Source organism: Salinispira sp. (assembly GCF_059431795.1).
Genome location: NZ_JBXWXS010000014.1, coordinates 125620 through 151423, shown reverse-complemented (window position 1 = coordinate 151423; position 25804 = coordinate 125620). Strand labels below are relative to the sequence as shown.

Below are 25804 nucleotides of genomic sequence, written 5' to 3'. Positions count from 1 at the left end.
GTGGGTCCGGCCGATAGAGGGGGCCGGAGGTGGCTGGGGCCCAGAGGCAATATCAAAAAAACCGGCTGGAAGAGATACAGCCGGTTTCTGCTTGACGGAGAACTAGATGTCCGTATGCTTTGTAGTTATTTGTTTACCCGTTCCACATAATCACCGGATTCGGTATTAACCAGTATTTTTTCATCCTGTTTAATAAAAATGGGAACCTTTACCGTCAGACCGGTCTCACAGGTAACCACTTTGGTAGCGCCGTTTACCGTGTCACCCTTGATTGCCTCAGGTGCTTCGGTAACCACAAATACCATTTTGGTGGGAAGAACAATGTCTATTGCCTTTTCCTCGAAGAATACGATGCGGTAGGTATCGCCTTCCTTCATATAAAGGCCTTTGTCTTCCAGACCCTCTGTGGGAACCATGAACTGATCGTAGGTTTCCGCGTCCATGAAATGATACCCTTCTCCATCGGAGTAGAGAAACTGGCTGCTTTTCTCGTATACGTCAGCCTCTTCCACGTTATCGTTGGATTTGACTGTTTCCTTCAGAGAAGAACCTGTTACAAGGTTTTTCAGTTTCAGCCTTACGAATGCACTGCCCTTTCCGGGGTTCACAAATTCCCGCTCCACCACAAGGTGGGGAGCACCTTTCATTATTAAACACATTCCCTTGGCTACTTGGCCTGCTTTGATCATATTTTACCTACTGAATATATAAGAAGTTATGTTGGGCAATTTCAAAAATCATGCTGTTGGAATTGCCTGTACCTGAGGAAATCATTAGCCGGCCTCAACGCCGATGGCTACTGATTCACACAGCTTAGCGGGACTCTTCCGGGATTACACCCCGGGGAGTTCCAAGTGGATGGATAATAGCCTGTATCCGGGAAACTATCAACACCGGTGGCCAAAGCCGGATGGGGAAAGCAGCTTCAAACTCCCGTGATGACAGGGGTTATCCAAGTTTTTCCAAGTCCTGGTTCAAGCTTTTGAGATCCGCCGCTATTGCCCGAATATGGCTGATTGCCGACTCAATTTCCCTGTTTCCCTGTGAGATGGCGTCTAGATCCTCAACAATGCTTTCAATCCGTTCCCCGGTGCTGGCGAGGTGCTTCTGAACCACTTTTTGTGATTCGCTAATATCATCACTGCCCTGGCGTACATCCCTGGTAAGGTCGCTCAGCCCCTTCAGGCTGTGCTGAATCTCCGAGCTTCCGCTGCTGAGCTCCTGGGTTCTTTTTGCAATTTCGGTAAATGAGGCGGTGGTACTTTCCACTTCCTGTTGCACCCGCATAAAGGCGTTGAGGGTACTGTTTCCCGATTCATGCCCTTTGGTGATATTGTTCACCACTTCTTTCAGTACCCGGGCTATATTGCCGGCGTTCTGTGCCGAACCTTCGGCAAGCTTTCGGATCTCTTCCGCCACCACCGAGAATCCCCGACCCGCGTCCCCCGCATGGGCGGCTTCGATTGCCGCATTCATTGAAAGAAGGTTGGTTTGGGATGCGATATTGTTGATCAGGGTTACCATCTCCATAATTGAATCCACATTGGAGGATATACCCTGAATAATTTCCACCGTTTCCCTGAGTTGTTCCCCGCCGGATTCGGTGATTTTGTTCAGTTCCAGAGCGCTCTGTTGCTTTTCTTCTGCGATCTCCGCAACCCGGGAGATGGAACTGATAATCTGATTGGTTGCTGCAGCGGATTCCTCCTGTGCCGATGACTGACTGTAAATTACCTTGTTCACATTTCCGATTTGGTCACCGATGCTGTCCAGCTGTTCTCCCGATTCCTGAAAATTCAGTTGAAAGGTTTCCATATCCCGGCGGATGGTATCGGTTTTTTCATTGGCCGAGCTCATCCGTTCCTGGATTGTTTCCACTTCGGATATCAGCTTACTGGTAATTCCGATCCCCTTCCGCACCTCTGTGAGCATGGAAGTTACCGCGGCATTTTTTTCCCGGCTTTCGTCTGCCAGCTCCCTGGCTTCCCGGATCAGTTTTCCGGCAATCCGCTGTTTCTTCATTACAAAGTGTGCAATAAAGACTAGCAGTACCAGAACAAACCCCAAATATTTACCCGCCAGGTTGAGAACGGACATGTTCGGGTTCGCCGGGATAACGCCGGCAAAAAACACATAAAATACCGCCGCAATGGTGCTGAACGCCAGAGCGTAGGTAATGATGGTGCCCGACTTCCCCACAGTTATGAGAGATGTCATCATCACCACTGCTGTTAAGTAGAAGGCAGTCATGTGAAGAGCATAGGGATGCCCCAGATCATTGGTTAATGCCATGGATAGCAGGAAGATGAAACTGGCGAAAGATATGGTGTTGGATGATGCCTGGTAGCGCCCGGCAAACCCCAGGACAAAGCTGGTGATGAATGTGATGAACAACACCCCGGAGAGCGCCAAACCCCGTATATCCCCGCTGAAAAGGAACATCAGGGTGACTAAAACCAGGCCTGAGATGAGAAAAATATGAACGCTAAACAGACTGTCCGCCTTGGAAGCGATATCCTTATCTGCCGTGCTGAATTTATCGGTAAAATTTTTCTTAATTGTCATGAACCAATCCTATTGTATGTTTCAGATTTTCCGCCCTCCGGATCATATCTGCCAGACTAACGCAGAGGTGATAAAGGAGAGAACGATAATTGTCCCGGCCAGGGTGATTTGGGCCCCAGTTCCTTTGGCCTTGTGGGACATACGCCCAAAAGTTTCATTCTGCAAAAACGATCGAATCCGGTTTTTGAACAATATCTGGGTGCTTACAGCAAAGGTGAGGGTAGCACCCCTCATAACCAGCCACACCCCCGCACCGTTTCCTGTGAAAGGAGGCTGGAAAACATGGGTGATCCCCACCCAAATAAGGGGAGCTGCAAGAACCGCGACATGGTACAGCGCGATCTGGGGTTCAAAATTCAGATTAATGAAATTCCAGTTCCATATGGTGTAGGCAATGATCCAGAATATTGCCGCGGTTTCATGGGTGATGTAGTATGTTCCCGTCCATTCTCCGGTAAACCCGAAACTGGTGATGATTTGTACCACACCCGCCGCTCCATTTGCCCATCGCCGGTTCATGAAGTCTTTTACGGTTGCTTCAAGAATGTTGATTCTCAGCAGCCATATAACAATGATGACCAGAATATTGCCGGGAAAGAGAGAAAGGGCTGTGAGGGTGATCAGAAGCCGCCCGATAATCAGGGTTCCCAGTTTGATCTTCTCGAAAGGTTCGGCCCGAAAGAAAAACACCACCGCAGGAAGCAGGACCATTACCGGAAGGTTCACCGTATTGGGGAAAAAGAGAGAAAGAACCGATACCGTCGTTAAAAGAATGAGAAAGCCGGAAAAACCGAGGAGTTGTCTGAAGTTGTTCATCTGTTGCTGCGTCTCCAAAAAAAGTTGAATAGCCGGTATAGTATCAGAGCCGGAGGCATTTTGCATTAAATTTATTCCGCTTTTTAGCTAATCATCTCAATCAATCGTTGGGGAATGGGAAGCTGTTCCGTGTACCGGGATTAGCCGGGGGAGCTGAAGAGGGTCACATCCTGTATGCGCTCTTTTTCCAGGAGGATCATCAGCAGCCGGTCCACTCCCATAGCCGTACCGCTGCATTCCGGGAGTCCGGAAATCTTTGCGCTGAAGTCCGGGTCCGGGCGTGTGGGCGGGCAGCCGGGTTTGCCCATGCTTTGTTCAGCCCGCGGCGGATGTTCCATTTCCTTAAGCTCTTCCCTGAAAAACAGATCGATGTTTTCCCGGCGGTTCTCTTCGGTGAAGCAGTTGGCAAGTTCCATTCCGTTCCAGTACAACTCCCAGCGTTCATTCCACAATCCGTCGGGTGTGAGGCGGGATAAGCTCCTGAGTTTTGCCGGGTAGTTGTACAAAAAAACCGGCGACGGATCGCTGCAGAGGACGGGCTCAACCAGATTGAGAAAGATTCGGTTGAATAGCACCTCCCAGCTGTCTGATTCTTCGGGAGCCAGGTCCCTGTCCCGGCATATCTGCATGAGAGCCTGGCGATCACTTGGCTCCGTCCGGGGGCCGGGGGTAAGGATGGCCTGCAGATCCATACCGGCGTGCTGTAAAAACGCCTCCTGCATGGAAATGCTCCGGAACTGAATATTGCTCCATCGCTCTTTGACCCGGGAAGCGGTGGAGGGAAGATGCAGCATGTGGCGGATAAAAGCACGGGTGATATCCATGCTGCCCATATAATCGGTATCCACCGCGTAGTATTCCAGCATGGAGAACTCTCTCAGATGAATGCTGCCGGTATTCTCGCCGTTTCTAAAACTGGGGGAGATTTGAAACATGCTCCCCCATCCTGATGCAAGCAATTGCTTCATATAATATTCCGGGGAGGGAAGCAGCTGCAGATGGGTTTCTCCATTCCAGGGATGGTATTGCTTGACGTGGAACAGAGGAATGGTGGATTCGGGGATGCAGTGTTCGGCCATCAGTGGGGTGTGGACTTCAAGGTAATTTCGCTTGCTGAAGAAATCTCTCATTCCCTGTATGATATTGATGCGGGCAGTATACAGTTCCCTGGTCATACATAGACCAAACAACGGGAGCAGGGAAATGTCAATACGGTCGGGAATTATCTATTGGAGTGAACTCAGCAATGGGAACCCGATATACAGAGAGCAGACGGGGAGGTGCGGTATGGATTTTACCAGACGGGGCAGCGGTTCAGTGAAATGGGATTTGGCCGGGAGAGATGTGCTTCCCATGTGGGTGGCTGACATGGACCTCCCAGTTCCCGACGTTGTTATCCGCAGTTTGCAGCAACGTTTGGAGCATCCATATCTGGGATACGGCATGGTTCAACCAGGCTTTTATGAAAGCTTTTCCGAATGGGCGAAGCGGCGGCAGGGCTGGAGCCCGGCCCCGGAATGGCTGGAATTCATCCCCTCAGTCATGGCCGGACTGCGTCTGGCGGTTGATGAATTCAGTTCCCCGGGAGACGGTGTGATCGTTCCCTCTCCGGTGTACCATCCGTTTCTGGAGGTTCCCGAAGACCGGGGCCGAAAGCGGGTGGACTGGTATCTCCAGTTTTCCCACAGCGACGGCCAATACCATATGGATTTGGAACGGCTGGCGGAACTGGCTGCTGTGAAGGAAAATACCGTTTTACTGTTGTGCAACCCCCACAACCCTCTGGGAAAGCTGTGGTCCCAAGAGGAACTGGCCGGGCTGCTGGAAGTTTGTATCGATAACTCAGTGGCGGTCATTTCAGATGAGATACATGCAGACCTGGTGTATTCCGATGCATCGTTCACTCCCCTGATTCCCATTCTCCGGGAGATGGCACCCGCGCACCCGGGGGTGGCAATTCAGTCCCCAAGCAAAACCTTCAACATCCCCGGCATTGCGTCCGCGTTGTATATCAGTTCATCCCGGGATTTGCTGAAACGTCTGGGAGCACGGGCTTCCGCCTGGGGGCATGAACTTCCCAACGTGCTTGCTCTTGAGGCTGCTACTGCCGCGTATCTTCATGGAGACGACTGGATGGATGAAACTCTGGCACTCCTTGAATCCAACCGAAACAGGGTGAGAGATTTTGTGGAAGGGAACATCAGGCCCCTTGGACTGGAAGAGAGTCCGGTACCCGGGGGAACCTATCTGTATTGGCTGGATCTCCGACAGGGAGAGCGGATCAGGGGGCTGTACGGAAGAGACAGCTATCGGGATTTGAAAAAAAATGCCCGGCTCTGGTTGAGTCCGGGCTATCAGTTTGCTCCCCTTGCTCCAGGGGATTCTCACATGGCAAGCGGGTTTTTCCGTCTGAATTTCGCCTGTCCCAGGCCTCTGCTGGACGAAGGCCTGAAACGGCTGGCCTCTTGGCTCGACGTCTGATGCCGCCGCCGGAGAACTATTCGTTTTCGGCGATGTAGCGTTCAGCCTCGAGTGCGGCCATACAGCCGGTTCCCGCTGCAGTTATCGCCTGGCGGAACACCTTGTCTTTTACATCCCCGCAGGCAAATACCCCGGGAATTGAGGTGGCGGTTGTTCCCGGTTCCGCCAGCACGTAGCCGGAATCATCAACGGGGAGCTGACCGTCCAGGAAGGCGGTGTTGGGGGTGTGGCCGATTGCATAAAACAGCCCCTTGGCCTCTATTGTGCTCTCTTCGCCGGTTTGATTGTTTTTCACATTCACCGCTTCCAGGAAACTCTGCCCGAATGCGTTGGGTTCGCTGCCCACCGCCTCCAGGGCATTGGTGTTCCAGTGTATTTTGATTTTTTCATTGTCGAAGACCCGTTTCTGCATGGCCTTACTGGCCCTCAGCTCATCTCTGCGCACCAACAGGTGTACGGTGCTTCCGAATTTCGCCAGATAGCTGGCTTCTTCGCAGGCTGAGTCTCCGCCGCCAATCACCACAAGAGGCTTTTCACGGAACATGGGCAGTGCGCCGTCGCAAACCGCACATGCCGAGATGCCCTTCTGCCAGAGCACATCTTCGCCCTTAATGTGAAGTCGTTTGGCGGTGGCGCCTGTTGCGATAATTACCGTCTCAGCCAGGTACGTCTGTGCCTTTTCTCCACTGCCTATAAATACTTTCTTGGGATTGCTGTTGAGATCCACGGATTCCACGGTTTCGGTGACAACCCGGGTGCCGTGGTGAATGCTCTGCTCTTTCATCTGATCCATCAGCTCAGGGCCGGTAATGCCTGTGGGAAATCCGGGGTAGTTTTCAACTTCAGTGGTGGTTGTAAGCTGGCCGCCGGCGGCAACTCCTCCAGCCATAAAGCCTTCAAACATCAGAGGTGAGAGTTCCGCCCGGGCTGCATATATAGCTGCGGTATGTCCCGCAGGTCCGCTACCGATAATAATCACTTTTTCCACTGTATCGCTCATGTTGTCTCCTTGGGTTATGATCCGCCGTCCATGCCGGCTTTGAAAGTATCCGGGTCGGCGGTGGTTAATCCTTAAAATGTATATATAAAGAAAATAATATATAGAGTCAAGCCATGATAGTTGAAATTATTCGGAGATTTCAATCAGGCCGGGATGTTCATCCAGTCATCAATATATGAATAAGTTACGACGAATGCAACTCAGCATCCTCTTGCCGGCAGCGCTTTTTTTTACCATCTTCTCCTGCGATATTCGCCTATGGCCGGGTTGGAACTGCGAATTCACTGCAAAAATACTCTACCCGGAGGATGGTGGCTCAGGATTGGAGGATGCTCTTGTATCCATGGAAGTACACAATCACCAAGGATGGGATCTTGAAGGATACACGGCGGAAATTTGCATGGTGGATACCCACGGGGCAGTATTTCCATCGCCGGGAACAGGGCCTTTGAAACTTGAAAGCAGCAGCATCTGTCCCGGGGGAGGAAACATCATCGACCGTTACAGCCTCCAGGAGCTGCTTGAAGATGGGGAATCATCCCATGAGGAAGTGACCGGCTGGGAGTATTTTGCCGGGGAGGAAACGCAGGTGGTCATTATTAAAGTAAACGGGCAAATATATCTGCCCTGCGAAGATCGTTGACGCTAAAATCTTTCGCGGTGCTTGAACCTTACTCCAGGGAGATCCCCGGCTGATGGCTGATAATAAACTGAATCAGCTCATCCAGGCTGGTCTCGATTCGGGATGCTGCATCCTGAATGTCATCCCGGTTCACCTGTGCGGCGAAGCTCTTCTCTTTGAGTTTTTTCTTCACCGATTTCACCTTCATCCCCTCGTATCCACCTGGACGTACCAGACTCACTGCGTGGATAAACCCGCTGAGTTCATCGAACGCATACAGCATATGGTCCAGGGTGCTTACCGGGACAACTCCGAAGAACGAAGGCGAGTGGGATGCAATGGCGTGCAGAAGCTCAGGGTCACAGCCCTGGGATTCCAGGTGTTCAATGATTTTCCGACAGTGTTCATCCGGCCACTTGTCCCAGTCCGCATCATGGAGGATACCTGCTGTCTCCCACATTTCTGCCTCCGGCGGGGACAGAGACAGCTTCTCTTCGGCCCAGGCCCTGAGCACTCCCCCCACCTGCATCATATGAAGCTGGAGGCGGGGATTATCCACCCAGTCCCTCATGAGAGAAATTGCATCTTGTCGGGAAGGAAAAACTCCCTTGTATTCCGGAGAACCGAATTCCTGACGACCCAGTTCATGTGATATAGTATTCTGTTCGCTGCTCATACATATCAGAATACCCGCCAGGTATCTGATTGTACAGTGATACCGGCGGATACTCCGCTGACTCCGGCGCCGAAATCGGGCAGAATAGGGAACTTCGGCTGTCTCAGAGCGTTGGCGGAGGAACAGAGCACAGGAAAAGAGGAAAGCTATGAATAATTTCAGATTCAAAAATCCCGTGGAAATCAGATTCGGAAAGGGAACTATTTCAGATTTGCAGGAATTGCTGGCGGATGAAACAAAGATCTTTCTGCTCTACGGCGGCGGATCTATTAAGAAAAACGGCGTATATGATCAGGTCCAAAAAGCGCTTCAGGGAAAAGACGTCAAGGAATTTGGGGGAATCGAGGCCAACCCCCAGTATGAGACCTGCATGAAGGCGGTGAAAGAGGTGAAATCCTCAGGGGCATCGTTCATTCTGTCAGTTGGAGGCGGTTCGGTGCTGGACGGGGCAAAGTTTATTGCCGCTGCAGCGGTTCTCCCTGAAGCTGATCCTTGGGATATAGTTCGCGGAGAGGTGAAGGTGGAATCGGCGCTGCCTCTGGGAGCGGTAATGACCTTGCCGGCCACCGGTTCTGAGATGAATAGCAATTCGGTAATATCCCGGAAAGAATGGGGGGAAAAACGGGGGTGGTCCAGTGATCATGTGCTTCCCCGCTTTTCAATTCTGGATCCGGAAACAACCTTCAGCCTTCCCCAACGTCAGGCAGCCAACGGTGTTGTTGACAGCTTCGTTCATGTAATGGAGCAATACCTTACGTATCCGGTGAACTCCCCCATTCAGGACAGATTTGCGGAGGCGATTCTTCTTACCCTTATTGAGGAGGGGCCGAAACTGCTCTCCGAACCTGACAATTATGATGTGCGGGCGAATATTTTCTGGGCTTCCACCATGGCTCTGAATCGACTCATCGGCGTTGGTGTGGTTCAGGACTGGGCAAGCCATGGTATCGGCCATGAACTCACCGCCCTCTACGGAATTGATCATGCCCGCACCCTGGCGGTAACTCTTCCCGGGGTAATGCAGTTCAAACGGACGGAGAAACGGGAAAAGCTGGTTCAGTATGCCGAGAGGGTGTGGAATATAACCCAGGGTGATGCAGATGTGAAAATTGACGAGGCCATTGCCAAAACCGTTCTGTTTTTCCAGAAAATGGGGGTACCCACCACTCTGGGGGATTATGAGCTGCGCGGAGAAGCGGCTGCCGCAGCGGCGGAAAACATTCGGAAAAAGGGCTGGAAGCTGGGTGAACACAACGATATCGGCCCCGAAGAGGTGGAGCAGATTCTTCTGCTCCGGGCATAGAATGACGGAGAGCGGCGTATGAACACGGGCCATTCTCCCATTGTGCTTTTAGGAGCCATGGACGGCGAAATTCAAGAGATCCGAAATGCAATGAACTCCAGGGAGGAGATCACCATCGGCGGCTGGCTCAAGGCGTACCGGGGCACTCTGGAAGACCAGCCGGTCTTTCTCGGGAAAAGCGGTGTTGGAAAGGTCATGTGTGCCATGAGCACCCAGGCCATCTTCGACTACATTTCATCCGGGGAATCAGCTGAAGAAACGCCCCCCTCGACCCGGGCCCCGAGGCCCCGGGCATTGATCTTCACCGGTCTGGCTGGAGCCCTTAATCCCCAACTCCATGTTGGAGATACCCTCATTGCCGGAGACTGTATCCAGCACGATTTGGATGCAACTTCCCTGGGGATTAAACGGGGAACCGTCCCCTACAGCCCCTACCGTTTTCTTCGCTCCGATTTACGGCTGCTGGATGCCGCAGAGGGGTACCGGCCCGAAGCCGGCAGGGTTCACACGGGCAGGATTCTTACCGGGGACCAGTTTATTGCCCGGCGGAATGATCCTGCGTATGCCTATATGCGGGATGAGCTGGAGGGAGACGGGGTGGAAATGGAGGGAGCTGCGGCTGCCCTCTGTGCAGCGGTGAACTCCGTGCCCTTCCTTCTGGTCCGTACCATTTCCGATGAGGCGGATGGGAAGGCTGAGGTGAAGTTCAGGGAGTTTCTTCCCCGGGCCAGCAGGAATAGTTTGAATCTGCTCATCCATATCCTTTCCCGATTGTGAGATTCACACAGCTGGGGGATTGAAGGTTGTGGGACCGGCGGCGCGATCTGGGGCGCAGGACTGGGAGGAAAGAAAACCGGGCGGAGATCTGAGTGGAGAGAGCAAACCGGGCAAAAAAAAGCCGTCCGGATTTTCCAGACAGCTTTGCGGTTTAGCCTTTTTGCAGTGCAGCCGTTCATTTCGGCCGTTGCTGTATCTGTGGAGGCGGGAATTTTACACAAATTTCACCGCTGTGCCCCAGACCAGAATTTCCGCTGCGCCGGACATGATTGAACTTGTGGCGTAGCGTACGTTTACTATGGCGTCTGCGCCCAGTTCTTCAGCCTGTTCAACCATTCGGCGGGTTGCAATGGCCCGGGCTTCTGTCATCATCTGGGAATAGCCTTTCAGTTCACCGCCCACGATGGTTTTCAACCCGCTCATAATATCCCTTCCGATATTTTTGGATTGAATAATTGAGCCCCGCACCATCTCAATGGTCTCGATGTTTTTTCCGCTTACAAAATCAGTATTTACTAAGATCATCCGAATCCTCCTCCTTGATCTCTTTAAAGCGCTGTATGGACACTGCAAGGAATGCCCCGGCTACGGCCAGGGTTCCCAGTACAATGAGCAGTCTGAAAATCCAGTGCAGCATCACCTGGGTAAACACCCAGTAGTAAAAGAATCCCATTCCCAGAATCAGGGGAATAAAGATCATCATGATGACGATTACTGCCAGATAGCGTTTCATCTCTGTCCTCCGCCCGCCAGGCTGCATTTTACGATCCGGCGGGTTGTGATATTCATTAGCTATACCCGGCATGGAGTGGATTTATTCACACACATCCAAAAAATTTACGGAAAAAATTTATTCCTCGTATTTTTTCAGCACCACCGTGGAGTTGTGTCCGCCGAAGCCGAAGCTGTTGGAAACGGCGACCCGAACCGGTTTCTCAACCGCTTCGGTGTTGATCGTTTCCTCTTTCAGCGCAACCTTCGGGTCGAATTCATCGATATTGATATTCGCTGGAACCAGGGAATTATTAATGGCCTGTATACAGAGAATGGCTTCAAGGGCTGCGGTTGCACCCAGCAGATGACCGTGCATGCTCTTGGTGGAGCCAACGTGGACGTTCTCCTCCCGGCCCTTCAGAAGATTATACACTGCCTTGCTTTCGGCTATGTCCCCCAGGGGGGTCGAAGTGCCGTGGGTGTTGATATAGTCGATCTCATCTATGTTGACTCCCGCCCGATCCACTGCCATCTGCATGGAGTGCAGAGCACCAACTCCTTCGGGGTGGGGAACCACAATATCGTGTGCGTCTCCGCTCATTCCCACCGATGCGAGTTCGGCATATATATGGGCTCCCCGGGCCTTTGCATGCTCAAGCTCTTCCAGCATCAGCAATCCCGATCCCTCGGAAACAACGAACCCGTCTCGGTTCACATCGTAGGGGCGGCTGGCTTTGGTGGGGGTATCGTTGAAATTGGTGGAGAGGGCCTGCATTCTTGCGAACCCCGCCACGGAGATCTCAACCACCGAGTCCTCGGTGCCACCGGCAAGTACAGAGCTGCAGTATCCGCTTTGAATCATCATCAGCCCCACGGCAAATGCATGGTTGGCCGTTGCGCAGGCGGTTTGGGTGGCCATATTGGGCCCCATAATTCCCAATTCCATGCTGACAACGCCGGCGGCGATGTTTCCGATTGTTGCGGGAATATACATGGGACCAACGCCCCGGGGACCCCGTTTAGCCAGGCTGGCGGCATTGCTCTGCTGGCTGGGAAGACCGCCGATGCCCGAACCGATCACCACACCAGTACCAAAGGGGTCTGCAGAAATATCGAGACCCGAATCCTTCACTGTCTGATTGGCTGCGGCCATGGCAAAGTGGGTGAACTCATCCATCCGTTTCGCCTGTTTCTTGAAGCTCTCGCTGTACAACCCCTCAATGGAGAAGTCTCTCACTTCCCCTGCTATCCAGGAACTGATCTGGGAAGCATCAAAATGAGATATGCTGTCAATTCCGCTGGTTCCCGTGGATATTTTTTCCCAGGTATCTTTCACATTGTGAGCCAGGGGATTGATGGTACCCATACCGGTAATTACTACTCGTTTTTTTTCCATTGCAGATTTCTCCACTGTCTTATTCGCCGCTGAATTCTGGTGTTACCCGGCAAAAGCAATTTGATCTGCTTATTATGAATCAAAAAGCGTGTTTAATCAAATGGCGTTCAGGAAAAATGGGGAATATCTTTCCATCGCCAAGGGGAAAGTGGAAAAAACACGAAAAGGCTGAATTCCGCTTGATTGGATAAATAAATATCTATATATTCTTATTAAATAAATCATATTTCATCGATCACTCTGGACATTTTTCCCCGCAGTCGTGAGACTGGAAATATGGTATGAACAACAAATCATAAATTACCACGCAAGCTACTGACCAGAGGCGGGATTGCCTGCTCGGGAGGAGAATATATGAAGATAGCAGTATTCAGCACCAAAAATTGGGTGCTGCAGTCCTTTGACGGGGCGAATGAATCAGGACGCTTCCAATTTACCTATTTGGAAGCCCGGTTGGATATGAACACCGTCAGTCTTGCATCAGGGCATGATGCGGTGTGTGTCTTTGTAAATGATGTGCTGGATGCTCCGGTGATCAAAGAGCTGAAAAACCTCGGGGTGGAAACTATTGCACTGCGCTGTGCGGGATTCAACAACGTGGATTTGAAAACCGCCCATGAGGAAGGACTTCATGTGGTGAGGGTGCCCGCATACAGCCCGTATGCCATTGCTGAGCACGCTCTTGGGCTCATCCTGGCGCTCAACCGTCGTTATCACCGGGCGTACAACCGGATCCGGGAGGGAAATTTTTCCCTTGACGGTTTGCTGGGCTTTGACATCCACGGAAAAACCATCGGTGTGATAGGTACCGGTAAGATCGGACAGATCTTCTGCAGAATGATGAAGGGTTTTAACTGCCGCATACTGGCCTACGATAAATATCCCAATGAAGAACTCAAAGGTGAGGGGATAGAATACACCAGCCTGGAGAAGCTGTATGAACAGTCGGATATTATCAGTCTTCATTGTCCTCTCAACCATGAGACGTATCACATTATTAATGAATACGCCATCAAATCCATGAAGAGCGGAGTTACGGTGATTAACACCAGCCGGGGTCCCCTGATCGACTCAAACGCCGTTATTAGCGGATTGAAAAGCGGTCAAATCGGTTATCTGGGGCTTGATGTATATGAAGAGGAAGGGGATCTGTTTTTTGAAGATCTCTCGGACCAGGTGATTCAGGATGATACCTTTGTACGCCTTCAAACCTTCCCCAATGTACTGATCACCGCACATCAGGCGTTTTTTACCAAGGAAGCAGTGGATAATATTGCCCAGACAACACTGAACAACCTGAAAGAGTTGGAAGAGACCGGGGAGTGCGGGAATTCTGTGGTTCCCCAACAGGCCTACGGCGGCTGACCCGTCTAATCTTTCGCAGAAATCTTACAATACATGGAAGCAGGAACCCTTATGATACTTCAAACAATTCTCAGTTTTTTTCCCATTGTTTTTCTCATATTTCTCATGACCAAGAAAAACAACACCCCCAGCCACAAGGCTTTGCCCGTTACGGCACTGATCACCTATGTCCTGATGCTTGTGGTGTTCAGGCGGGATGCAAATCTGGTGCACGCTAATGTTCTTGACGGTCTTCTCACCGCATGGACGCCCATCCTCATAATCTGGGGTGCAATCTTCTTGTTCCGCACCATGGAAGCCAGCGGTGCAATGAACACCATTCGCAGCTGGCTGAACACCGTTACGCCCAACAAGGTGGGACAGCTGATGATCGTGGGCTGGGCGTTTCCGTTTTTAATTGAAGGCGCAAGCGGATTCGGCACCCCCGCCGCGCTGGCTGCTCCGGTTCTGGTGGGGCTAGGCTTTCCTGCCATGCGGGTTGCCATTATGGCCCTGATTATGAATACGGTCTCCGTCTCGTTCGGGGCGGTTGGAACGCCCACATGGTTCGGGTTTGCGGGAATCGATTTAAGCTCCGCAGAAATTCTGGAAATCGGGGTGAAATCCGCAGCAATCCACGGGGTGGCCAGTCTCATTATTCCGATAATTGCATTGAGTTTTCTGGTAAAATGGAAGCATATCAGAAAAAATCTCGGCTTTATTTACCTCAGTGTGGGTGCAACCGTGCTCCCGTACATCGGGGTTGCATTTTTCAACTATGAGTTCCCCGCCCTCGTGGGGGGCGGAATTGGTCTGGTGCTTTCGGTTGTCTTTGCAAAGATGGGATGGGGTCTGGATAAACATGAAGGACATCTCCTGGATGTGCTCCATGCCGAGGAGGCCGGCCCTGGAGAGGAACTCCCGCAGTCACCGGAAACGTATCAGAACGCCGCGCCGATTGAAGAAGCTTCCCGGGAAAAGCTTGAGCAATCCGGATCACTGCTGAAAGCTACGTTTCCTCTCTGGGGTACCATTCTTATTCTTGTTGTCACCCGGATTCCCCAGCTTGGACTCAAGGGGCTTTTGAATCTCACCGATCCTGCGGCATTCGCCGGACTTGGAAGTCTGGGTGTGTTCTCAATCAGTCCGTCCCTCACCCTTGGGCTGAACAATATTTTCGGGACCGGGGTAAGCTGGAGTCACAAAATCCTGTATGTTCCCAGCATTATTCCCTTTGCCCTGGTTGCGGGTCTTACCTTTCTCTGGTACCGGAGCAGCAAGGAAACCGTCACCGAAGTATTTTCACAGAGTGTCCGGCAGATGATCAATCCCACCAAAGCCCTGCTGGGAGCTCTGGTATTTGTTAATCTGATGATGATGGGAGGCGACACAGCAGCGGTGGCCCTCATCGGAGATGCCCTGGCTCGGACAACCGGAGATGCATGGCGCTACTTTTCGGCCTTGCTGGGTGCGGTGGGCAGTTTTTTCAGTGGATCCAACACGGTGAGCAACCTCACCTTCGGTCCCATACAGGACTCCATCGCCTCCAACCTGGGGCTCAACCGTACCACCATTCTTGCTCTCCAGTCAGTGGGGGGCGCCATGGGCAATATGGTGTGTATTAACAACATTGTTGCGGTATCCTCAGTGCTGGCTTTGAAGCGAAGCGAAGGGTACATTCTTACCCGGACTGCCCGGGCATTGCTGGTGTACGCCGCAGTGGCGGCTCTCATGTCAGTGTTCATGGCGTAAGCCGCCGTGCTATAGTAGGCTGAACGAATAGTAAGCTGAATCAATAGAACCAGGCGGGGAGGTATGATGAAACAACTGAGATCTGCAGGCATAATTATAAGGGCCGCCGCCCTGGCATCCGCAACCCTGGGCACCTTTTCCCGGCTGATCCTTTCACAGGCGTTCTCCGGCGGAGCCGATGTGTTTGGATATTTCACCGTGCAGAGCAATATTATGGTGTGGCTGTATCTTCTGGCCGAAACCGCACTGCTGCTCCACCGCCGCCGGAAAGCATCTGTGGAATTACGGGGTGCCTCGCCGGCAGCAGCACTTGCAGCATCGTCGGGTGAAGGAAAACCGGCAGGCGGGGCCGTTTCCTTTCTCCCCTCCGGGATTCATGGAGCGGTTCTTCTCTACATTCTCATAACCGGTCTGGTGTTCAATACCATGCTGGCCCCGTCGGTTAACAGCAGCGGCTACGATTTTCTGGTGATTCATCTGAACCACAGCATTACACCCCTTCTGTTCTTTCTGGACTGGCTGGTAAACCGCCCCCGGTGTTCCCATCAATGGCGTCAGCTGGGATTCTGGCTCATCTATCCTATCGGCTATGCCCTGTTTGCCAGCGTTGAGGGTGCGGTGAGCGGTTCCTTTCGATACTTTTTTCTGGACTTTACGCAAGAACCGGCCTCTTATCTCGTCCAGATCATTTCTGTGGTGGGGATATTTGTGCTTGCTGCCTGGGTGATTATTTTTATAAACCGGAGGCTTGTTCCCGAACTGCACATCCACTGAGCAGCTGCAGGCCACGCATACCACAAGGTGCCGGTGCGTTGATCAAAACCGGGACATCTTGAATTGAATCCGCCTTTCCCCTGGTGGTACAATTGATCGGGAGGATATGCTATGAAACGTGTAAGCCTGTGCTGTTTGGTGCTGCTCTTTCTGGTCTCACCCCTTAGTGCCGATGACAAATCCCGATATCTGGAACTCCTGGATACCCAGTCTTTTGAAGAGCTTGAGCTTCATTTACGTGATTGGGAATCCCGGAATCCCAATGACCCGGAAATGTTCATCGCCTGGTTCAACTATTACCTGAACTCCGGGCGCTCAAGCGGTATGGTGATGGAAAAGCGGGATAATCAACCGGCCGGCAGCTCCATGGCGATAAGCGATCCTGATACAGGGGATGTTATCGGATACATGTATGAGAGGACAGATTATGAACCTGAAATGGTCGGGCGGGGAATATCATATTTAAACCGTGCCTTGGAATTGTATCCTGACCGTCTGGACATTCACTTCGGGAAGATCAAGACCTTAGAAGATATGGGTGATTATGAGGCCGAAAGCCGGGCGCTGCAACATGCCATAGAAGTTTCCTCCAATATTGGCAATGAATGGTTTTGGTCTGATTATGAGGCGGTGCAGGACGGGAAAGCGTTTTTTATCGGCAATATTCAGGATTACTATGGCCACTGGTTCAATGACGGAGGAGACAGTGCGATAGCTGCAATACGTTCCACCGCGGAGATCCAAATGAGGGAATTTCCTGAGCATCCGTATGGATACAATAATATGGCGTTATCCCATCTGGTGAAAAACGAATTGAAAACTGCGCTTCCCTATCTTCTTGAAGCGGAAGCTCTGTCGCCGGACGATTACATCGTGATCAATAATATTGCCCGGGTCTATTATAATCTCGGTGACAGGGAATCAGCTCGACGGTATTTTCTGCGGCTGCGAGATTTTCCCAATGAGATAGATCAGGATTACGTGGAACGGGCATTGCAGTCTCTTGAGTAATCCCGGTTAAAAAGTCAAATTCACAGCGTTTGAAGCGGAGAAAGTTTGGTGCCGGTACAATCAATAAGAATTCAAGAACAAGAAAACACAAACACACAGCAGGAACAACGGAGAAGGAATGGTACAGAGTTTACGGGGAGTCCGCCCCAAGACCCAAGAAAGTCGGTTTATTGCCTGGAATGCCCAGGTGGTGGGAGATGTGAGCCTGGGAAAGGATACGGGAGTGTGGTATTCGGCGAGCATTCGAGGAGATATGGCCCCCATCCGGGTGGGGGAGCGGACGAATGTTCAGGACAATGCGGTCCTTCATGTGGATACCCAGATGCCTCTGGAGATCGGAAGCGGGGTCACCATCGGTCACAGCGCAATTCTCCACGGCTGCAGTATCGGCGACGACTGCCTCATCGGCATGGGATCCATCGTTCTCAATGGGGCAAAAATCGGTGAAGGCTCAGTGGTGGGCGCCGGCGCACTGGTGACCGAGGGGAAGCAGTTTCCTCCCCGTTCCCTTATTGTGGGAAGCCCCGCAAAGGCTGTGAAAAAGGTGGATGATCAGATGCTGGTGAAGATACGGGAAAACGCCGAGACGTATGTGACCATGGCCCGGGATCATCAGGAAGGCTGTGAAGCAATCGGATAGTGAGCCCTTCCATCGGGTAACTGCCGCTTGAGTTCCGCAGGGTGCCGTTGGAGTGCCCTTGCCGGCCGAGTACCGCTGCCGCTGGAGTGACCTCGGAGTGCCCCTGCCGCTTGAGTACCCCTGGCGGGCGGCGGGCATTGTTACCAACATGCTACCAGCGGATCAGGTTGCCCCCGTAGCTCAGCCCCGCGCCGAACCCCACTGTCAACACCATTTGTCCCGAAGACAATAGGGATTTTTCCCTCATCTCTTCCAGCGCAATTGGGATGGATGCCGCCGATGTATTGGCAAAGCGGTCCAGGTTCATAAAAAACTTTTCTATGGGAAGTTTCAGCCTGCCTGCTGCAGCTTCAATAATTCGTGCATTTGCCTGATGGGGCACAATCCAATCCAGATCTTCCGGAGCCATGCCTTGCCGTTCGCACAGCGCTTTAATGGTTCGGACAATGGCATCAACTGCAAATAAATACACCTTCTTTCCGTTCATGCTGATGGTAAACTTCTCGGGATCTGGAGCTTGCGGATCCGCAGGAACCCTGGTTCCTCCCCCCTCCCGTTTCAGTGCCTGGGCGTCGGAACCCTTGGATTTCAGCCAGGAATCCAGGATAACGTGTCCTTCAGGACCGGTATCTTCCACCAGGGCGGCTCCGGCTCCGTCCCCGAAAAGCACACAGGTGTTTCTGTCCTTCCAGTTGGTGATCTTGCTCAGCACTTCGCTGCCGATTACCAGGATCCGCTTCATGCTGCCTCCGGCCACCATTCCTTTCGCAGTTTCCAGACCGTACACAAATCCGCTGCATCCCGCCTGAAGATCAAATGCGCCTGCATTTTCACAGCCCAGTCCCTCCTGCACCAGAGAGGCGGTGGAGGGAAATGGATTGTAATCCGGGGAGGACGTGGCAACCAGCAGCAGGTCCACATCTGAAGGGGCAAGAGATCGACGCTGAAGCACTTCATTTCCTGCAACAATCGCCAGATCCGATGCGAAGGTGCCCTCGTCGGAGATGTGGCGCTCCTTAATACCCGTATGGGATTGAATCCATTCATCGCTGGTGTCAACATGTTTACTGAGCTCTTCATTGCTCAGAATCCGGGGCGGTACATATGAGCTGAGTTCACTGATTCCGATATTCATGTCCCAAGTATAGGGTGTGAGGGGTTTGGGCTACAACAGGTCAAAGCTGTGGATTTGTCACCTCCTGCATTTTCCCGGAACTGCAGCGGGGCTTTTCCCATAGCAAAAAACAACGATATAATTAGGGTTTCTGGGATTTGTATTTCTCAATTGGATGCCCTGTGGTAAACCGAAAGCGGCAAACCGCCGACTACTACAATTCTAAAGTAAACCGCTCTCTGGATTTTATTGAACAACACGTTAACCGGGATCTGAGCATTCATGAAATTGCCTCCTTTGCCGGAATTTCCACCTATCATTTTCATAGAATTTTTCAGGCCGTAACCGGGGAATCCCTCTACGCCTGCATTATCAGGCTGAGAATCGAAGGGGCCGCTGCCCGTTTGCTCACTAGCGGCATTTCTATAACCGAAGCGGCGTACAGCAGCGGCTTCAACGATGCTGCGACCTTCTCGCGGGCGTTTAAAAAGCACCTGGGGCTTAGCCCTTCTCGCTGGAGACAGAAAAAGCGACAAGGTCAGGAAATCGGTGAAATGAGCAAGATTGATCATGCGGTCACGGCCCAAGCGTCCTATAATTTTTCCAATAAGATGAACGGGAAGAGAGCGATAACGCCCCTTCGGGTGGACCTTAAGGAGGAATCGGCGCGAAGCATAGTGTATGTCCGGAAGCAGGGAGCGTTTGCCGCAGATGCGGAGTTTTTCCAGGATTTGTATAAGGACTTGTATGCGAATTTGAGTCGTCCCAGTGAGCCCCTGCTCTCGGCAGGGTCCGGAGATACTCATGGCAATGCTCTGACGGAGAAACGGATCTATGTTATCTACCATAATCCGCTGGGAATCACCTGTGAACAACAGCTCAGGGTATCCATGGGCTGTGAAATTGATGGAGGGGCGGCTGCTGACCCGGACATAGATATCATCCGGCTGGGAGAAGGTCTCTCCATTCGTGCCTGCTACGAACTGGGAAACCTTGAGTACGGAGCGGCCTGGAGCGACGTGTACCGAAATATCCTGCCGAAGCGAAGACTGGAACCCCGGGACGGATATGCGTACGAAAGCTATGATCCAGACTGCCATGATTGGAAGCGGGGAGTCACAACGGTGGAAATCTGCATTCCTGTTCGGAAACTGTAAGATAAGGAGGTCCGAATGAGTTACATCACCCTGGACAAAGACAATGTGGCGAACGAGCATATTTGCTGCGGAATATCCGACAAGAAATGCCGGGAGAGCTACGGCATGAAGAAGGCGTGGCTGGGGGATCGTTTTGATGAAGGATACGTATTTCGCAAGTTGGATGAGCGGGCGAAAGTTTTTATTGAGTACGGTCCTGCAGAGCATGCCTGGGTGCCGGTGGATGCCCCGGGTTATATGATGCTGGGCTGTTTCTGGGTGTCCGGCCGCTTTAAAAAGAGCGGGCATGGTAAGGCTTTGCTGGAATCGGCGCTTGAGGATGCCCGGAAGCAGGGGAAAGCCGGGCTGGCCGCCATTGCCGGGAAAAAGAAGTTCCACTTCATGAGCGACGGTTCATGGCTGAAACGCCGGGGATTTACCGTGTCCGATTCCACAGAAGACGGGTTTGAGCTGCTGGTTTTACCTGCGGATGGGCCTGCATCCGTGGACGATGAAGCTTTCGCTCCCGCCGGCAGCGCCGCTCCTGCATTTCGGGAGTCGGTTCGCCGGGGAATTCCGCCGTCACGGGAGGGGATCGCCGTGCTCTATTCACATCGATGTGTGTTTACCGACTATCATGTAAACCGTTCTCTGAAAGAGAGTGCGGAGAAGCGGGGAATCCCTCTGCATATCAGTAAAATAGAAAGCCGGGAGCAGGCACAAAATGCATGTACCCCGGCTACGCTGTTTTCTCTCTATTATAACGGGCAATTTATTACCACCGATGTGAGTGCCTGCATGGATTCCCGGATCGATAAATTCCTGAAGAGCTGATTGGCAGGCGGCAGGCTCACCGGCTGTTTCCGGTATCGAGCCTGCCGGAATTCCAAAGGAACCCTATTTTCTGCTTCGTCAGCCGATGCAATGGGCCAGCTGAACCGAATTGGCTTTGAGAAGATAGCCTGGTTTAGACCTGTTGTTGCCCGGAAACACGATTTCAAAGCTGTCCGCAGGCAGGGGCTGGTTCGGATTCCGGGAGGCCATGGTTTCCAAGAGCTTCATGGCATCCATCACCAAGGAGGTGGCGCCCTGATGCAGACGAACCCCTCCAGCAAAAAAGTAATGATAATCCCTTCCCTGGCTTCTGAAGCCTGTGCTCTCCAGGGGGCCGGTTACCGAGTACACTTTCAGCTCTTTCAGACTCGGGATTGCCTTTTTGTACACTGTCCGGAAGGCTTCCTGTTCTGCAGGGCTGATAATTCTGATGTGGAATCTATTTGCCAGAGCAGCCCGCTGTGTTCGGCGAGCTTTTATCAGCCTGAGCAATAAACGGGTCAGGGTATAGCCTCCGCTGATTAAGACGAATAGCGTGAGAGCGATGTACAGTATGTCCAGCATTTTTTTCTCCTCTATATCCTTATGGGTTTCTTACTGTAATACTACGCCGTGTAGAGTTTGCCCTTCATTGGAGAACGTCATATACTCACGGAATATGAGAACCTTATCAGAAAATTACAGCATATACAGCTATGGCGATACAATTCCGAAAATTGCGGAAAATGTCTTTATTGCAGACGGTGTGCGGATTATCGGTGATGTGGAGATCGGGGGAGACTCGGGGATCTGGTACAACACGGTGATCCGGGGAGATGTTCACTACATTCGCATAGGGAAGCGTACAAATATCCAGGATAACTGCATGCTCCATGTTACCCACGATACCGCTCCCCTTAATATTGGAGATGGTGTTACGGTTGGGCATCAGGTCACCCTTCATGGATGCACGGTGCACGATTATTCTCTCATAGGGATCGGCGCAGTGGTCCTGGACCATGCGGTGGTGGAGAAACACGCCTTCGTTGCCGCGGGAGCGGTGGTAAAGCCGGGGTTCCGTGTGCCCTCGGGCACTTTGGTTGCGGGAATACCGGCGAAGGTGGTGAGGGATCTGAAACCCGAGGAGATAGAGGATTTGCCGGCCAGCGCCGATCGCTACTTTGCCTATGCTCAGAAAAGCCTGGATAGCCCACGGATCTGATCGGCGGGTACCCGGGGAATTTCAAACTGATCCTCAAGGATATCCAGGAAATTTGCGGCGGATTCGGGTATGCGGTCGTATCCCAGGAGAATGGATGAACTGCAGTCCTCAATTTCCGGCTGTCTGAATTCCATGCGCCGTTCAATGGAGTAGGGATCACGGATGCCCCTCGCAGGATCATAGGCGGTTTTCCGCCGGCCGGCGGTCATTTCCAAAAGCTCCAGAAACATGGAGTATGCATGGCCGCTGATGAATCTCCAGGCCGAAAGCTTCTCCCCCCGTTGAAATCGGCACATTCCCACATAGATGCAGGTCAGAATTTCACCCATGAGCCAGACACTGTCTCTCTGTACTGTCTCCGGGGAAGGATCTTCCTCCGGATTTACGTCATTCCCGGTCCCGTTTTGTGAAGCTCCGGCCGGCTGCTCCAGGCTCTCATCCAACTCCTCTCTGCGGAACCACCAGCGGCCGGGGGCGTAATCCGCAGCTTTCAGTTCATCTGATGTGAACACGGCATTTTCAGCATACACTCCGTCTTCATAAAACAATTTGAATCCGTCCGGCGTATTTTGAAATATCCAACTCACCCGGGCCTGATCCAGACCGAGCCAGCGGGTATCTCTGAGAAAGTCTGCCTTGCTTCCTTCTTTGACTATGAGAAAAAAATCGAGGTCGGAATAATCGTCCAGTCTGTCAATTCCCCGGCCCACAGAGCCCAGCCCCAACAGTCCCAAAACATTCTCGTTTCTCTGCAGGGACTCAGCAAGCTGCTCCATTCTGTTTTTCAGTAATACGGTTTTCTGTGACATTTCATTTCCTCGTGTATGGCGGCGAGCTCCCACGGTAAGGTTTTGACCCCGGGGGCCACTCTGTATTTTCTAAATTTGCTCCGCATGTTTGGAAAACGGGGCGGCGGGCAGGCCCCACAGCTGTTTTCCGCTGCTTCGCAATTTCAGGCCACTGCGGATACCATCCGCCCCGATATCTGCGTAAAGAGTATTTCAACACTCTTTGGGGCGCATTGGGAAGCATATCTGAAAAACGGAGAAAAATCGCTAGACTTTTTTTTCAGGACTAGACATACTGTGAAGGTAGTCGTATACTACCAGAAGTTGGAGAGAGCGGGGCAGCCTTCCTGCAGGGCGGGCATCAGGATACACAATGATTGAGGCAACAGAACATAGAGTTTTCCACGCATCCTCGGGACGCATGGGGCAGTTGGAAGACGGATCGGTGAATCTGGTGGTGACCTCGCCTCCGTATCCCATGATTCAGATGTGGGATGAACAGTTCAGCGGTTTTGACCCCGAACTGGGGTCGGTACTTGCCGGCGATAAGGGACCGGAGGCATTTGAGCGCATGCACATGATGCTCGACTCAGTCTGGGAGGAATGCTTCCGGGTTCTGATCCCCGGCGGGATGATTGCGATAAATGTCGGAGATGCGACGCGTAAACTGGGAGCGCATTTCCGGCTTTTTCACAACCAGAGCCGCATTATCCATGCCCTCAGGAGACTGGGGTTTCATATTCTTCCCCAGATCATCTGGCGGAAGCCCACCAACGCACCCAATAAATTCATGGGCAGCGGTATGCTGCCCGGAGGCGCGTACGTGACTCTGGAGCATGAGCATATCATTCTTGCCAGGAAGGGCGGAAACCGCCGCTTCACCGGCGAAGATGAAAAGGAGCTGAGGCGCCGTTCCGCCTACTTTTGGGAGGAACGGAACCTGTGGTTCTCAGATCTCTGGGAGATTCGGGGGGCCCGGCAGCACCTGAGCATCCCCGAATTCCGGAGCGACAAGCTGTTTATGCGTACCCGGAGTGCAGCCTTTCCCATGGAGATCCCTTTCCGGCTTATTCAGATGTTCAGTGCACAAAACGATACGGTGCTGGATCCATTTCTGGGCACCGGCACCAGCAGTCTGGCCGCCGCCGCCAGCGGCCGCAACTCGGTGGGATTTGAGGTGGACGGGAGAATTCTTAACAGCATGGAAGATGATTTTACCAATTCCCGGGATTACCTCATGGGGCTGCAGTATCAGCGGCTTCAGGATCATCTCCAGTTTGTGCGCAACAGACAAACATCAGGAAAAGAGCTGAAATATGAAAATATTCACTACGGATTTCCGGTAATGACCGCACAGGAGCGTAAGCTGAAACTCCAGATTCTGGAGGAGCTGTTTGCGGTTCAAAGCAGCGGAGGCGAACCGCGCTTCACCTTCCGGGCCCGGTACGAAGACTCACCGTCGGCTAAATATCATCAGGATCAAGTTTCGCGTACCACGGCCTCTTCAGCAGAAGAATCAGGGCGGATACAGCGGTAAGCAGGTTCGAGAGAATCATCCCGACCCAAATTCCTTCGGGCCCCCAGCCAAGCACTGTCACCAAAACAAATGCCACGGGAAGGCGGATTCCCCACAGCCGCATGGTGTTCAGTACTGCAACCGGTCTGGTGTCTCCGCTTCCCTGAAATGCTCCGTTGAACACGGTGAACAGGGCGAAAAACACCACAGACGGACTCACCAGTCTGAATAGAATTGCCCCCCACCTGACTACTTCGGGATCGGGCACAAAAAATCCGGTAACCGAATTGCCGAAGAAGAAGGTGATGGTCATGGATATACCGATAAACACCAGACTGGTGAGACTTGCCTGACGGAGAGCAAGGAACGCCAGATCCCGCCGGCGGGCCCCCAGTTTCTGCCCAACGAGAACCGATGTAGCCTGGCTCAGTCCCATGGCGGGCATCATAAAGAGATTGATAATCCTGCTCCCCACATTGAATGCGGCGATCACCGCAGTTCCGAAACTGTTAATAATGCCCTGGAGCACCGTGAAACCCAGAGCTGCGGCACTTTGGCCCAGGCTGGCCGGCAGTCCAATCTGAACGATCAGTTTGTACGCCTTTGCATCGGGACGGAGATTGACCGGCTTGAGCTGCAGACCGCTGTCCCGGATTAGAAGTACGGCCAGGGCGATGAGGGCGTTCAACGCCCGTGCAATAAAGGTGGCCCAGGCTGCCCCCGCAACCGCCATGGCCGGGAAGGGCCCGATTCCGAATATCAAAAGCCAATCCAGAAGAATGTTCACGGCCACGGATATCATATTGATAATAAAGGGCGTCATGCTGTCCCCCATGCCCTGAAACGCCGCCTGAAGGGCGAAGGTGAGAAACATGAAGGGCAGCCCTGCAAGCACCACCCTCAGGTAGCCCAGGGTGGGCGCGTAGATCACTTCGGGCACTGCAATCAGCCGCAGTATTGATGGAATGGCGAGCTGTATTAGGGGGGTGATAATCAGACCGCCAAGAAGCATCATGCCGGTAATCTGTCCCAGGTAGAAATCGCTGCGTTCCGGATCCCCTCTTCCCTTTGCCTGGCTGATGAGGGTTCTTCCCGCATGACTGAAGCCGCCGCTGAAGAGGATGAGCAGAAATATAATGTTGAAGCTGGTGGCCGGGGAGCTTACTTCATTTCTTCCAAGCTGCCCCAGGAAATAGGTATCCGTAAGGTTGTAAAGGGTCTGGAGGAAATTCGTGAGCATGATGGGGCCGGCGATGAGCAGCAGCTGATGGTATACATCACGCTTTTCACTGCTGTCTATACCGGTTCCCGGTTTGAGAAAGCTTTCCTGGGACAATGTGCCTG

Annotated in this window: 26 protein-coding genes; 13 read left to right on the top strand and 13 right to left on the bottom strand. The window is 52.4% G+C overall.

Features of this window, described 5'->3' with window-relative positions; translation table 11 throughout:
• Positions 1–125 precede the first annotated feature (125 nt).
• From efp to AC52PS_RS05710, 4 genes are all read right to left on the bottom strand, one after another.
• Positions 126–689, bottom strand: coding sequence for an elongation factor P (gene efp / locus AC52PS_RS05725; protein WP_495562084.1), 564 nt, complete (start codon positions 687–689; stop codon positions 126–128).
• Positions 690–948: 259 nt separating this feature from the next.
• The gene (locus tag AC52PS_RS05720; protein ID WP_495562083.1) at positions 949–2565 is read right to left on the bottom strand and encodes a methyl-accepting chemotaxis protein; all 1617 of its coding nucleotides are present in this window, start codon (positions 2563–2565) and stop codon (positions 949–951) included.
• Positions 2566–2607: 42 nt separating this feature from the next.
• Complete coding sequence (locus tag AC52PS_RS05715; RefSeq protein ID WP_495562082.1) at positions 2608–3381, bottom strand: hypothetical protein; 774 nt, start codon at positions 3379–3381, stop codon at positions 2608–2610.
• Positions 3382–3521: 140 nt separating this feature from the next.
• Positions 3522–4556, bottom strand: a complete 1035-nt coding sequence (locus AC52PS_RS05710) for an amino acid--tRNA ligase-related protein (RefSeq protein ID WP_495562081.1) — start codon at positions 4554–4556, stop codon at positions 3522–3524.
• A 112-nt stretch (positions 4557–4668) separates the two neighbouring features.
• On the opposite strand from AC52PS_RS05710, the gene AC52PS_RS05705 reads away from it, so the two are divergent.
• Positions 4669–5862, top strand: a complete 1194-nt coding sequence (locus AC52PS_RS05705; RefSeq protein ID WP_495562080.1) for a MalY/PatB family protein — start codon at positions 4669–4671, stop codon at positions 5860–5862.
• Between the two features lie 16 nt (positions 5863–5878).
• Here AC52PS_RS05705 and trxB read toward each other — a convergent pair whose 3' ends face one another.
• Positions 5879–6862: a thioredoxin-disulfide reductase gene (trxB, locus tag AC52PS_RS05700; protein WP_495562079.1), complete on the bottom strand. Its 984-nt coding sequence runs from the start codon at positions 6860–6862 to the stop codon at positions 5879–5881.
• Between the two features lie 175 nt (positions 6863–7037).
• On the opposite strand from trxB, the gene AC52PS_RS05695 reads away from it, so the two are divergent.
• Complete coding sequence (locus tag AC52PS_RS05695) at positions 7038–7505, top strand: hypothetical protein (RefSeq protein WP_495562078.1); 468 nt, start codon at positions 7038–7040, stop codon at positions 7503–7505.
• 28 nt (positions 7506–7533) lie between these two features.
• On the opposite strand, the gene AC52PS_RS05690 is transcribed toward AC52PS_RS05695, so the two are convergent.
• Positions 7534–8160 (bottom strand): hydrolase, encoded by a 627-nt coding sequence (locus AC52PS_RS05690; protein WP_495562077.1) that lies wholly within the window; start codon positions 8158–8160, stop codon positions 7534–7536.
• A 148-nt stretch (positions 8161–8308) separates the two neighbouring features.
• Here AC52PS_RS05690 and AC52PS_RS05685 point away from each other — a divergent pair, with 148 nt between their 5' ends.
• Together AC52PS_RS05685 and AC52PS_RS05680 are read left to right on the top strand one after the other, a co-directional pair.
• On the top strand, positions 8309–9463 hold the full coding sequence (locus AC52PS_RS05685; protein ID WP_495562076.1) for an iron-containing alcohol dehydrogenase: 1155 nt from the start codon (positions 8309–8311) through the stop codon (positions 9461–9463).
• Positions 9464–9481: 18 nt separating this feature from the next.
• On the top strand, positions 9482–10240 hold the full coding sequence (locus tag AC52PS_RS05680) for a 5'-methylthioadenosine/adenosylhomocysteine nucleosidase (RefSeq protein ID WP_495562075.1): 759 nt from the start codon (positions 9482–9484) through the stop codon (positions 10238–10240).
• Between the two features lie 213 nt (positions 10241–10453).
• Here the strand turns inward: AC52PS_RS05680 and AC52PS_RS05675 are convergent, their stop codons facing one another.
• The 3 genes from AC52PS_RS05675 to fabF form a co-directional block, all read right to left on the bottom strand.
• Complete coding sequence (locus tag AC52PS_RS05675) at positions 10454–10765, bottom strand: YbjQ family protein (RefSeq protein WP_495562074.1); 312 nt, start codon at positions 10763–10765, stop codon at positions 10454–10456.
• A complete protein-coding gene (locus AC52PS_RS05670) occupies positions 10746–10973 on the bottom strand; it encodes a hypothetical protein (RefSeq protein WP_495562073.1) in 228 nt (75 codons plus the stop codon). Before AC52PS_RS05670 ends, AC52PS_RS05675 begins: the two co-directional genes overlap by 20 nt.
• 117 nt (positions 10974–11090) lie before the next feature.
• Positions 11091–12350: a beta-ketoacyl-ACP synthase II gene (fabF, locus tag AC52PS_RS05665; protein ID WP_495562072.1), complete on the bottom strand. Its 1260-nt coding sequence runs from the start codon at positions 12348–12350 to the stop codon at positions 11091–11093.
• 354 nt (positions 12351–12704) lie between these two features.
• On the opposite strand from fabF, the gene AC52PS_RS05660 reads away from it, so the two are divergent.
• The 5 genes from AC52PS_RS05660 to AC52PS_RS05640 all read left to right on the top strand — a co-directional run bounded on the left by AC52PS_RS05660 (position 12705) and on the right by AC52PS_RS05640 (position 17871).
• On the top strand, positions 12705–13715 hold the full coding sequence (locus AC52PS_RS05660; protein WP_495562071.1) for a 2-hydroxyacid dehydrogenase: 1011 nt from the start codon (positions 12705–12707) through the stop codon (positions 13713–13715).
• Positions 13716–13766: 51 nt separating this feature from the next.
• Complete coding sequence (locus AC52PS_RS05655) at positions 13767–15446, top strand: L-lactate permease (RefSeq protein ID WP_495562070.1); 1680 nt, start codon at positions 13767–13769, stop codon at positions 15444–15446.
• 66 nt (positions 15447–15512) lie between these two features.
• Entirely contained in the window at positions 15513–16220 is a 708-nt protein-coding gene (locus AC52PS_RS05650) for a Pr6Pr family membrane protein (RefSeq protein ID WP_495562069.1), read from the top strand.
• 111 nt (positions 16221–16331) lie between these two features.
• The gene (locus AC52PS_RS05645; protein ID WP_495562068.1) at positions 16332–17231 is read left to right on the top strand and encodes a tetratricopeptide repeat protein; all 900 of its coding nucleotides are present in this window, start codon (positions 16332–16334) and stop codon (positions 17229–17231) included.
• A 118-nt stretch (positions 17232–17349) separates the two neighbouring features.
• On the top strand, positions 17350–17871 hold the full coding sequence (locus tag AC52PS_RS05640) for a gamma carbonic anhydrase family protein (RefSeq protein ID WP_495562067.1): 522 nt from the start codon (positions 17350–17352) through the stop codon (positions 17869–17871).
• Between the two features lie 151 nt (positions 17872–18022).
• Here AC52PS_RS05640 and AC52PS_RS05635 read toward each other — a convergent pair whose 3' ends face one another.
• Positions 18023–19006 (bottom strand): beta-ketoacyl-ACP synthase III, encoded by a 984-nt coding sequence (locus AC52PS_RS05635; protein WP_495562066.1) that lies wholly within the window; start codon positions 19004–19006, stop codon positions 18023–18025.
• A gap of 161 nt (positions 19007–19167) precedes the next feature.
• On the opposite strand from AC52PS_RS05635, the gene AC52PS_RS05630 reads away from it, so the two are divergent.
• Complete coding sequence (locus AC52PS_RS05630; protein WP_495562065.1) at positions 19168–20142, top strand: AraC family transcriptional regulator; 975 nt, start codon at positions 19168–19170, stop codon at positions 20140–20142.
• A gap of 15 nt (positions 20143–20157) precedes the next feature.
• Entirely contained in the window at positions 20158–20955 is a 798-nt protein-coding gene (locus AC52PS_RS05625) for an N-acetyltransferase (protein WP_495562064.1), read from the top strand.
• Between the two features lie 78 nt (positions 20956–21033).
• On the opposite strand, the gene AC52PS_RS05620 is transcribed toward AC52PS_RS05625, so the two are convergent.
• Positions 21034–21519: a hypothetical protein gene (locus tag AC52PS_RS05620; protein WP_495562063.1), complete on the bottom strand. Its 486-nt coding sequence runs from the start codon at positions 21517–21519 to the stop codon at positions 21034–21036.
• Positions 21520–21613: 94 nt separating this feature from the next.
• Between AC52PS_RS05620 and AC52PS_RS05615 the strand changes: the two genes are divergently transcribed.
• Positions 21614–22156, top strand: a complete 543-nt coding sequence (locus AC52PS_RS05615) for a gamma carbonic anhydrase family protein (protein ID WP_495562062.1) — start codon at positions 21614–21616, stop codon at positions 22154–22156.
• Here AC52PS_RS05615 and AC52PS_RS05610 read toward each other — a convergent pair.
• Complete coding sequence (locus tag AC52PS_RS05610; RefSeq protein ID WP_495562061.1) at positions 22126–22965, bottom strand: hypothetical protein; 840 nt, start codon at positions 22963–22965, stop codon at positions 22126–22128. The genes AC52PS_RS05615 and AC52PS_RS05610 overlap by 31 nt on opposite strands.
• 352 nt (positions 22966–23317) lie before the next feature.
• Between AC52PS_RS05610 and AC52PS_RS05605 the strand changes: the two genes are divergently transcribed.
• Positions 23318–24481 (top strand): DNA-methyltransferase, encoded by a 1164-nt coding sequence (locus tag AC52PS_RS05605; protein ID WP_495562060.1) that lies wholly within the window; start codon positions 23318–23320, stop codon positions 24479–24481.
• Here AC52PS_RS05605 and AC52PS_RS05600 read toward each other — a convergent pair.
• Positions 24408–25796, bottom strand: coding sequence for an MATE family efflux transporter (locus AC52PS_RS05600; RefSeq protein ID WP_495562059.1), 1389 nt, complete (start codon positions 25794–25796; stop codon positions 24408–24410). The two genes, AC52PS_RS05605 and AC52PS_RS05600, sit on opposite strands and share 74 nt — an antisense overlap.
• Positions 25797–25804 lie beyond the last annotated feature (8 nt).

Bases quoted from the DNA above. Each gene is read 5' to 3' on its own strand.
- efp (WP_495562084.1), bottom strand. From the start codon at position 689: ATGATCAAAGCAGGCCAAGTAGCCAAGGGAATGTGTTTAATAATGAAA.
- AC52PS_RS05720 (WP_495562083.1), bottom strand. From the start codon at position 2,565: ATGACAATTAAGAAAAATTTTACCGATAAATTCAGCACGGCAGATAAG.
- AC52PS_RS05715 (WP_495562082.1), bottom strand. From the start codon at position 3,381: ATGAACAACTTCAGACAACTCCTCGGTTTTTCCGGCTTTCTCATTCTT.
- AC52PS_RS05710 (WP_495562081.1), bottom strand. From the start codon at position 4,556: ATGACCAGGGAACTGTATACTGCCCGCATCAATATCATACAGGGAATG.
- AC52PS_RS05705 (WP_495562080.1), top strand. From the start codon at position 4,669: ATGGATTTTACCAGACGGGGCAGCGGTTCAGTGAAATGGGATTTGGCC.
- trxB (WP_495562079.1), bottom strand. From the start codon at position 6,862: ATGAGCGATACAGTGGAAAAAGTGATTATTATCGGTAGCGGACCTGCG.
- AC52PS_RS05695 (WP_495562078.1), top strand. From the start codon at position 7,038: ATGAATAAGTTACGACGAATGCAACTCAGCATCCTCTTGCCGGCAGCG.
- AC52PS_RS05690 (WP_495562077.1), bottom strand. From the start codon at position 8,160: ATGAGCAGCGAACAGAATACTATATCACATGAACTGGGTCGTCAGGAA.
- AC52PS_RS05685 (WP_495562076.1), top strand. From the start codon at position 8,309: ATGAATAATTTCAGATTCAAAAATCCCGTGGAAATCAGATTCGGAAAG.
- AC52PS_RS05680 (WP_495562075.1), top strand. From the start codon at position 9,482: ATGAACACGGGCCATTCTCCCATTGTGCTTTTAGGAGCCATGGACGGC.
- AC52PS_RS05675 (WP_495562074.1), bottom strand. From the start codon at position 10,765: ATGATCTTAGTAAATACTGATTTTGTAAGCGGAAAAAACATCGAGACC.
- AC52PS_RS05670 (WP_495562073.1), bottom strand. From the start codon at position 10,973: ATGAAACGCTATCTGGCAGTAATCGTCATCATGATGATCTTTATTCCC.
- fabF (WP_495562072.1), bottom strand. From the start codon at position 12,350: ATGGAAAAAAAACGAGTAGTAATTACCGGTATGGGTACCATCAATCCC.
- AC52PS_RS05660 (WP_495562071.1), top strand. From the start codon at position 12,705: ATGAAGATAGCAGTATTCAGCACCAAAAATTGGGTGCTGCAGTCCTTT.
- AC52PS_RS05655 (WP_495562070.1), top strand. From the start codon at position 13,767: ATGATACTTCAAACAATTCTCAGTTTTTTTCCCATTGTTTTTCTCATA.
- AC52PS_RS05650 (WP_495562069.1), top strand. From the start codon at position 15,513: ATGAAACAACTGAGATCTGCAGGCATAATTATAAGGGCCGCCGCCCTG.
- AC52PS_RS05645 (WP_495562068.1), top strand. From the start codon at position 16,332: ATGAAACGTGTAAGCCTGTGCTGTTTGGTGCTGCTCTTTCTGGTCTCA.
- AC52PS_RS05640 (WP_495562067.1), top strand. From the start codon at position 17,350: ATGGTACAGAGTTTACGGGGAGTCCGCCCCAAGACCCAAGAAAGTCGG.
- AC52PS_RS05635 (WP_495562066.1), bottom strand. From the start codon at position 19,006: ATGAATATCGGAATCAGTGAACTCAGCTCATATGTACCGCCCCGGATT.
- AC52PS_RS05625 (WP_495562064.1), top strand. From the start codon at position 20,158: ATGAGTTACATCACCCTGGACAAAGACAATGTGGCGAACGAGCATATT.
- AC52PS_RS05620 (WP_495562063.1), bottom strand. From the start codon at position 21,519: ATGCTGGACATACTGTACATCGCTCTCACGCTATTCGTCTTAATCAGC.
- AC52PS_RS05615 (WP_495562062.1), top strand. From the start codon at position 21,614: ATGAGAACCTTATCAGAAAATTACAGCATATACAGCTATGGCGATACA.
- AC52PS_RS05610 (WP_495562061.1), bottom strand. From the start codon at position 22,965: ATGTCACAGAAAACCGTATTACTGAAAAACAGAATGGAGCAGCTTGCT.
- AC52PS_RS05605 (WP_495562060.1), top strand. From the start codon at position 23,318: ATGATTGAGGCAACAGAACATAGAGTTTTCCACGCATCCTCGGGACGC.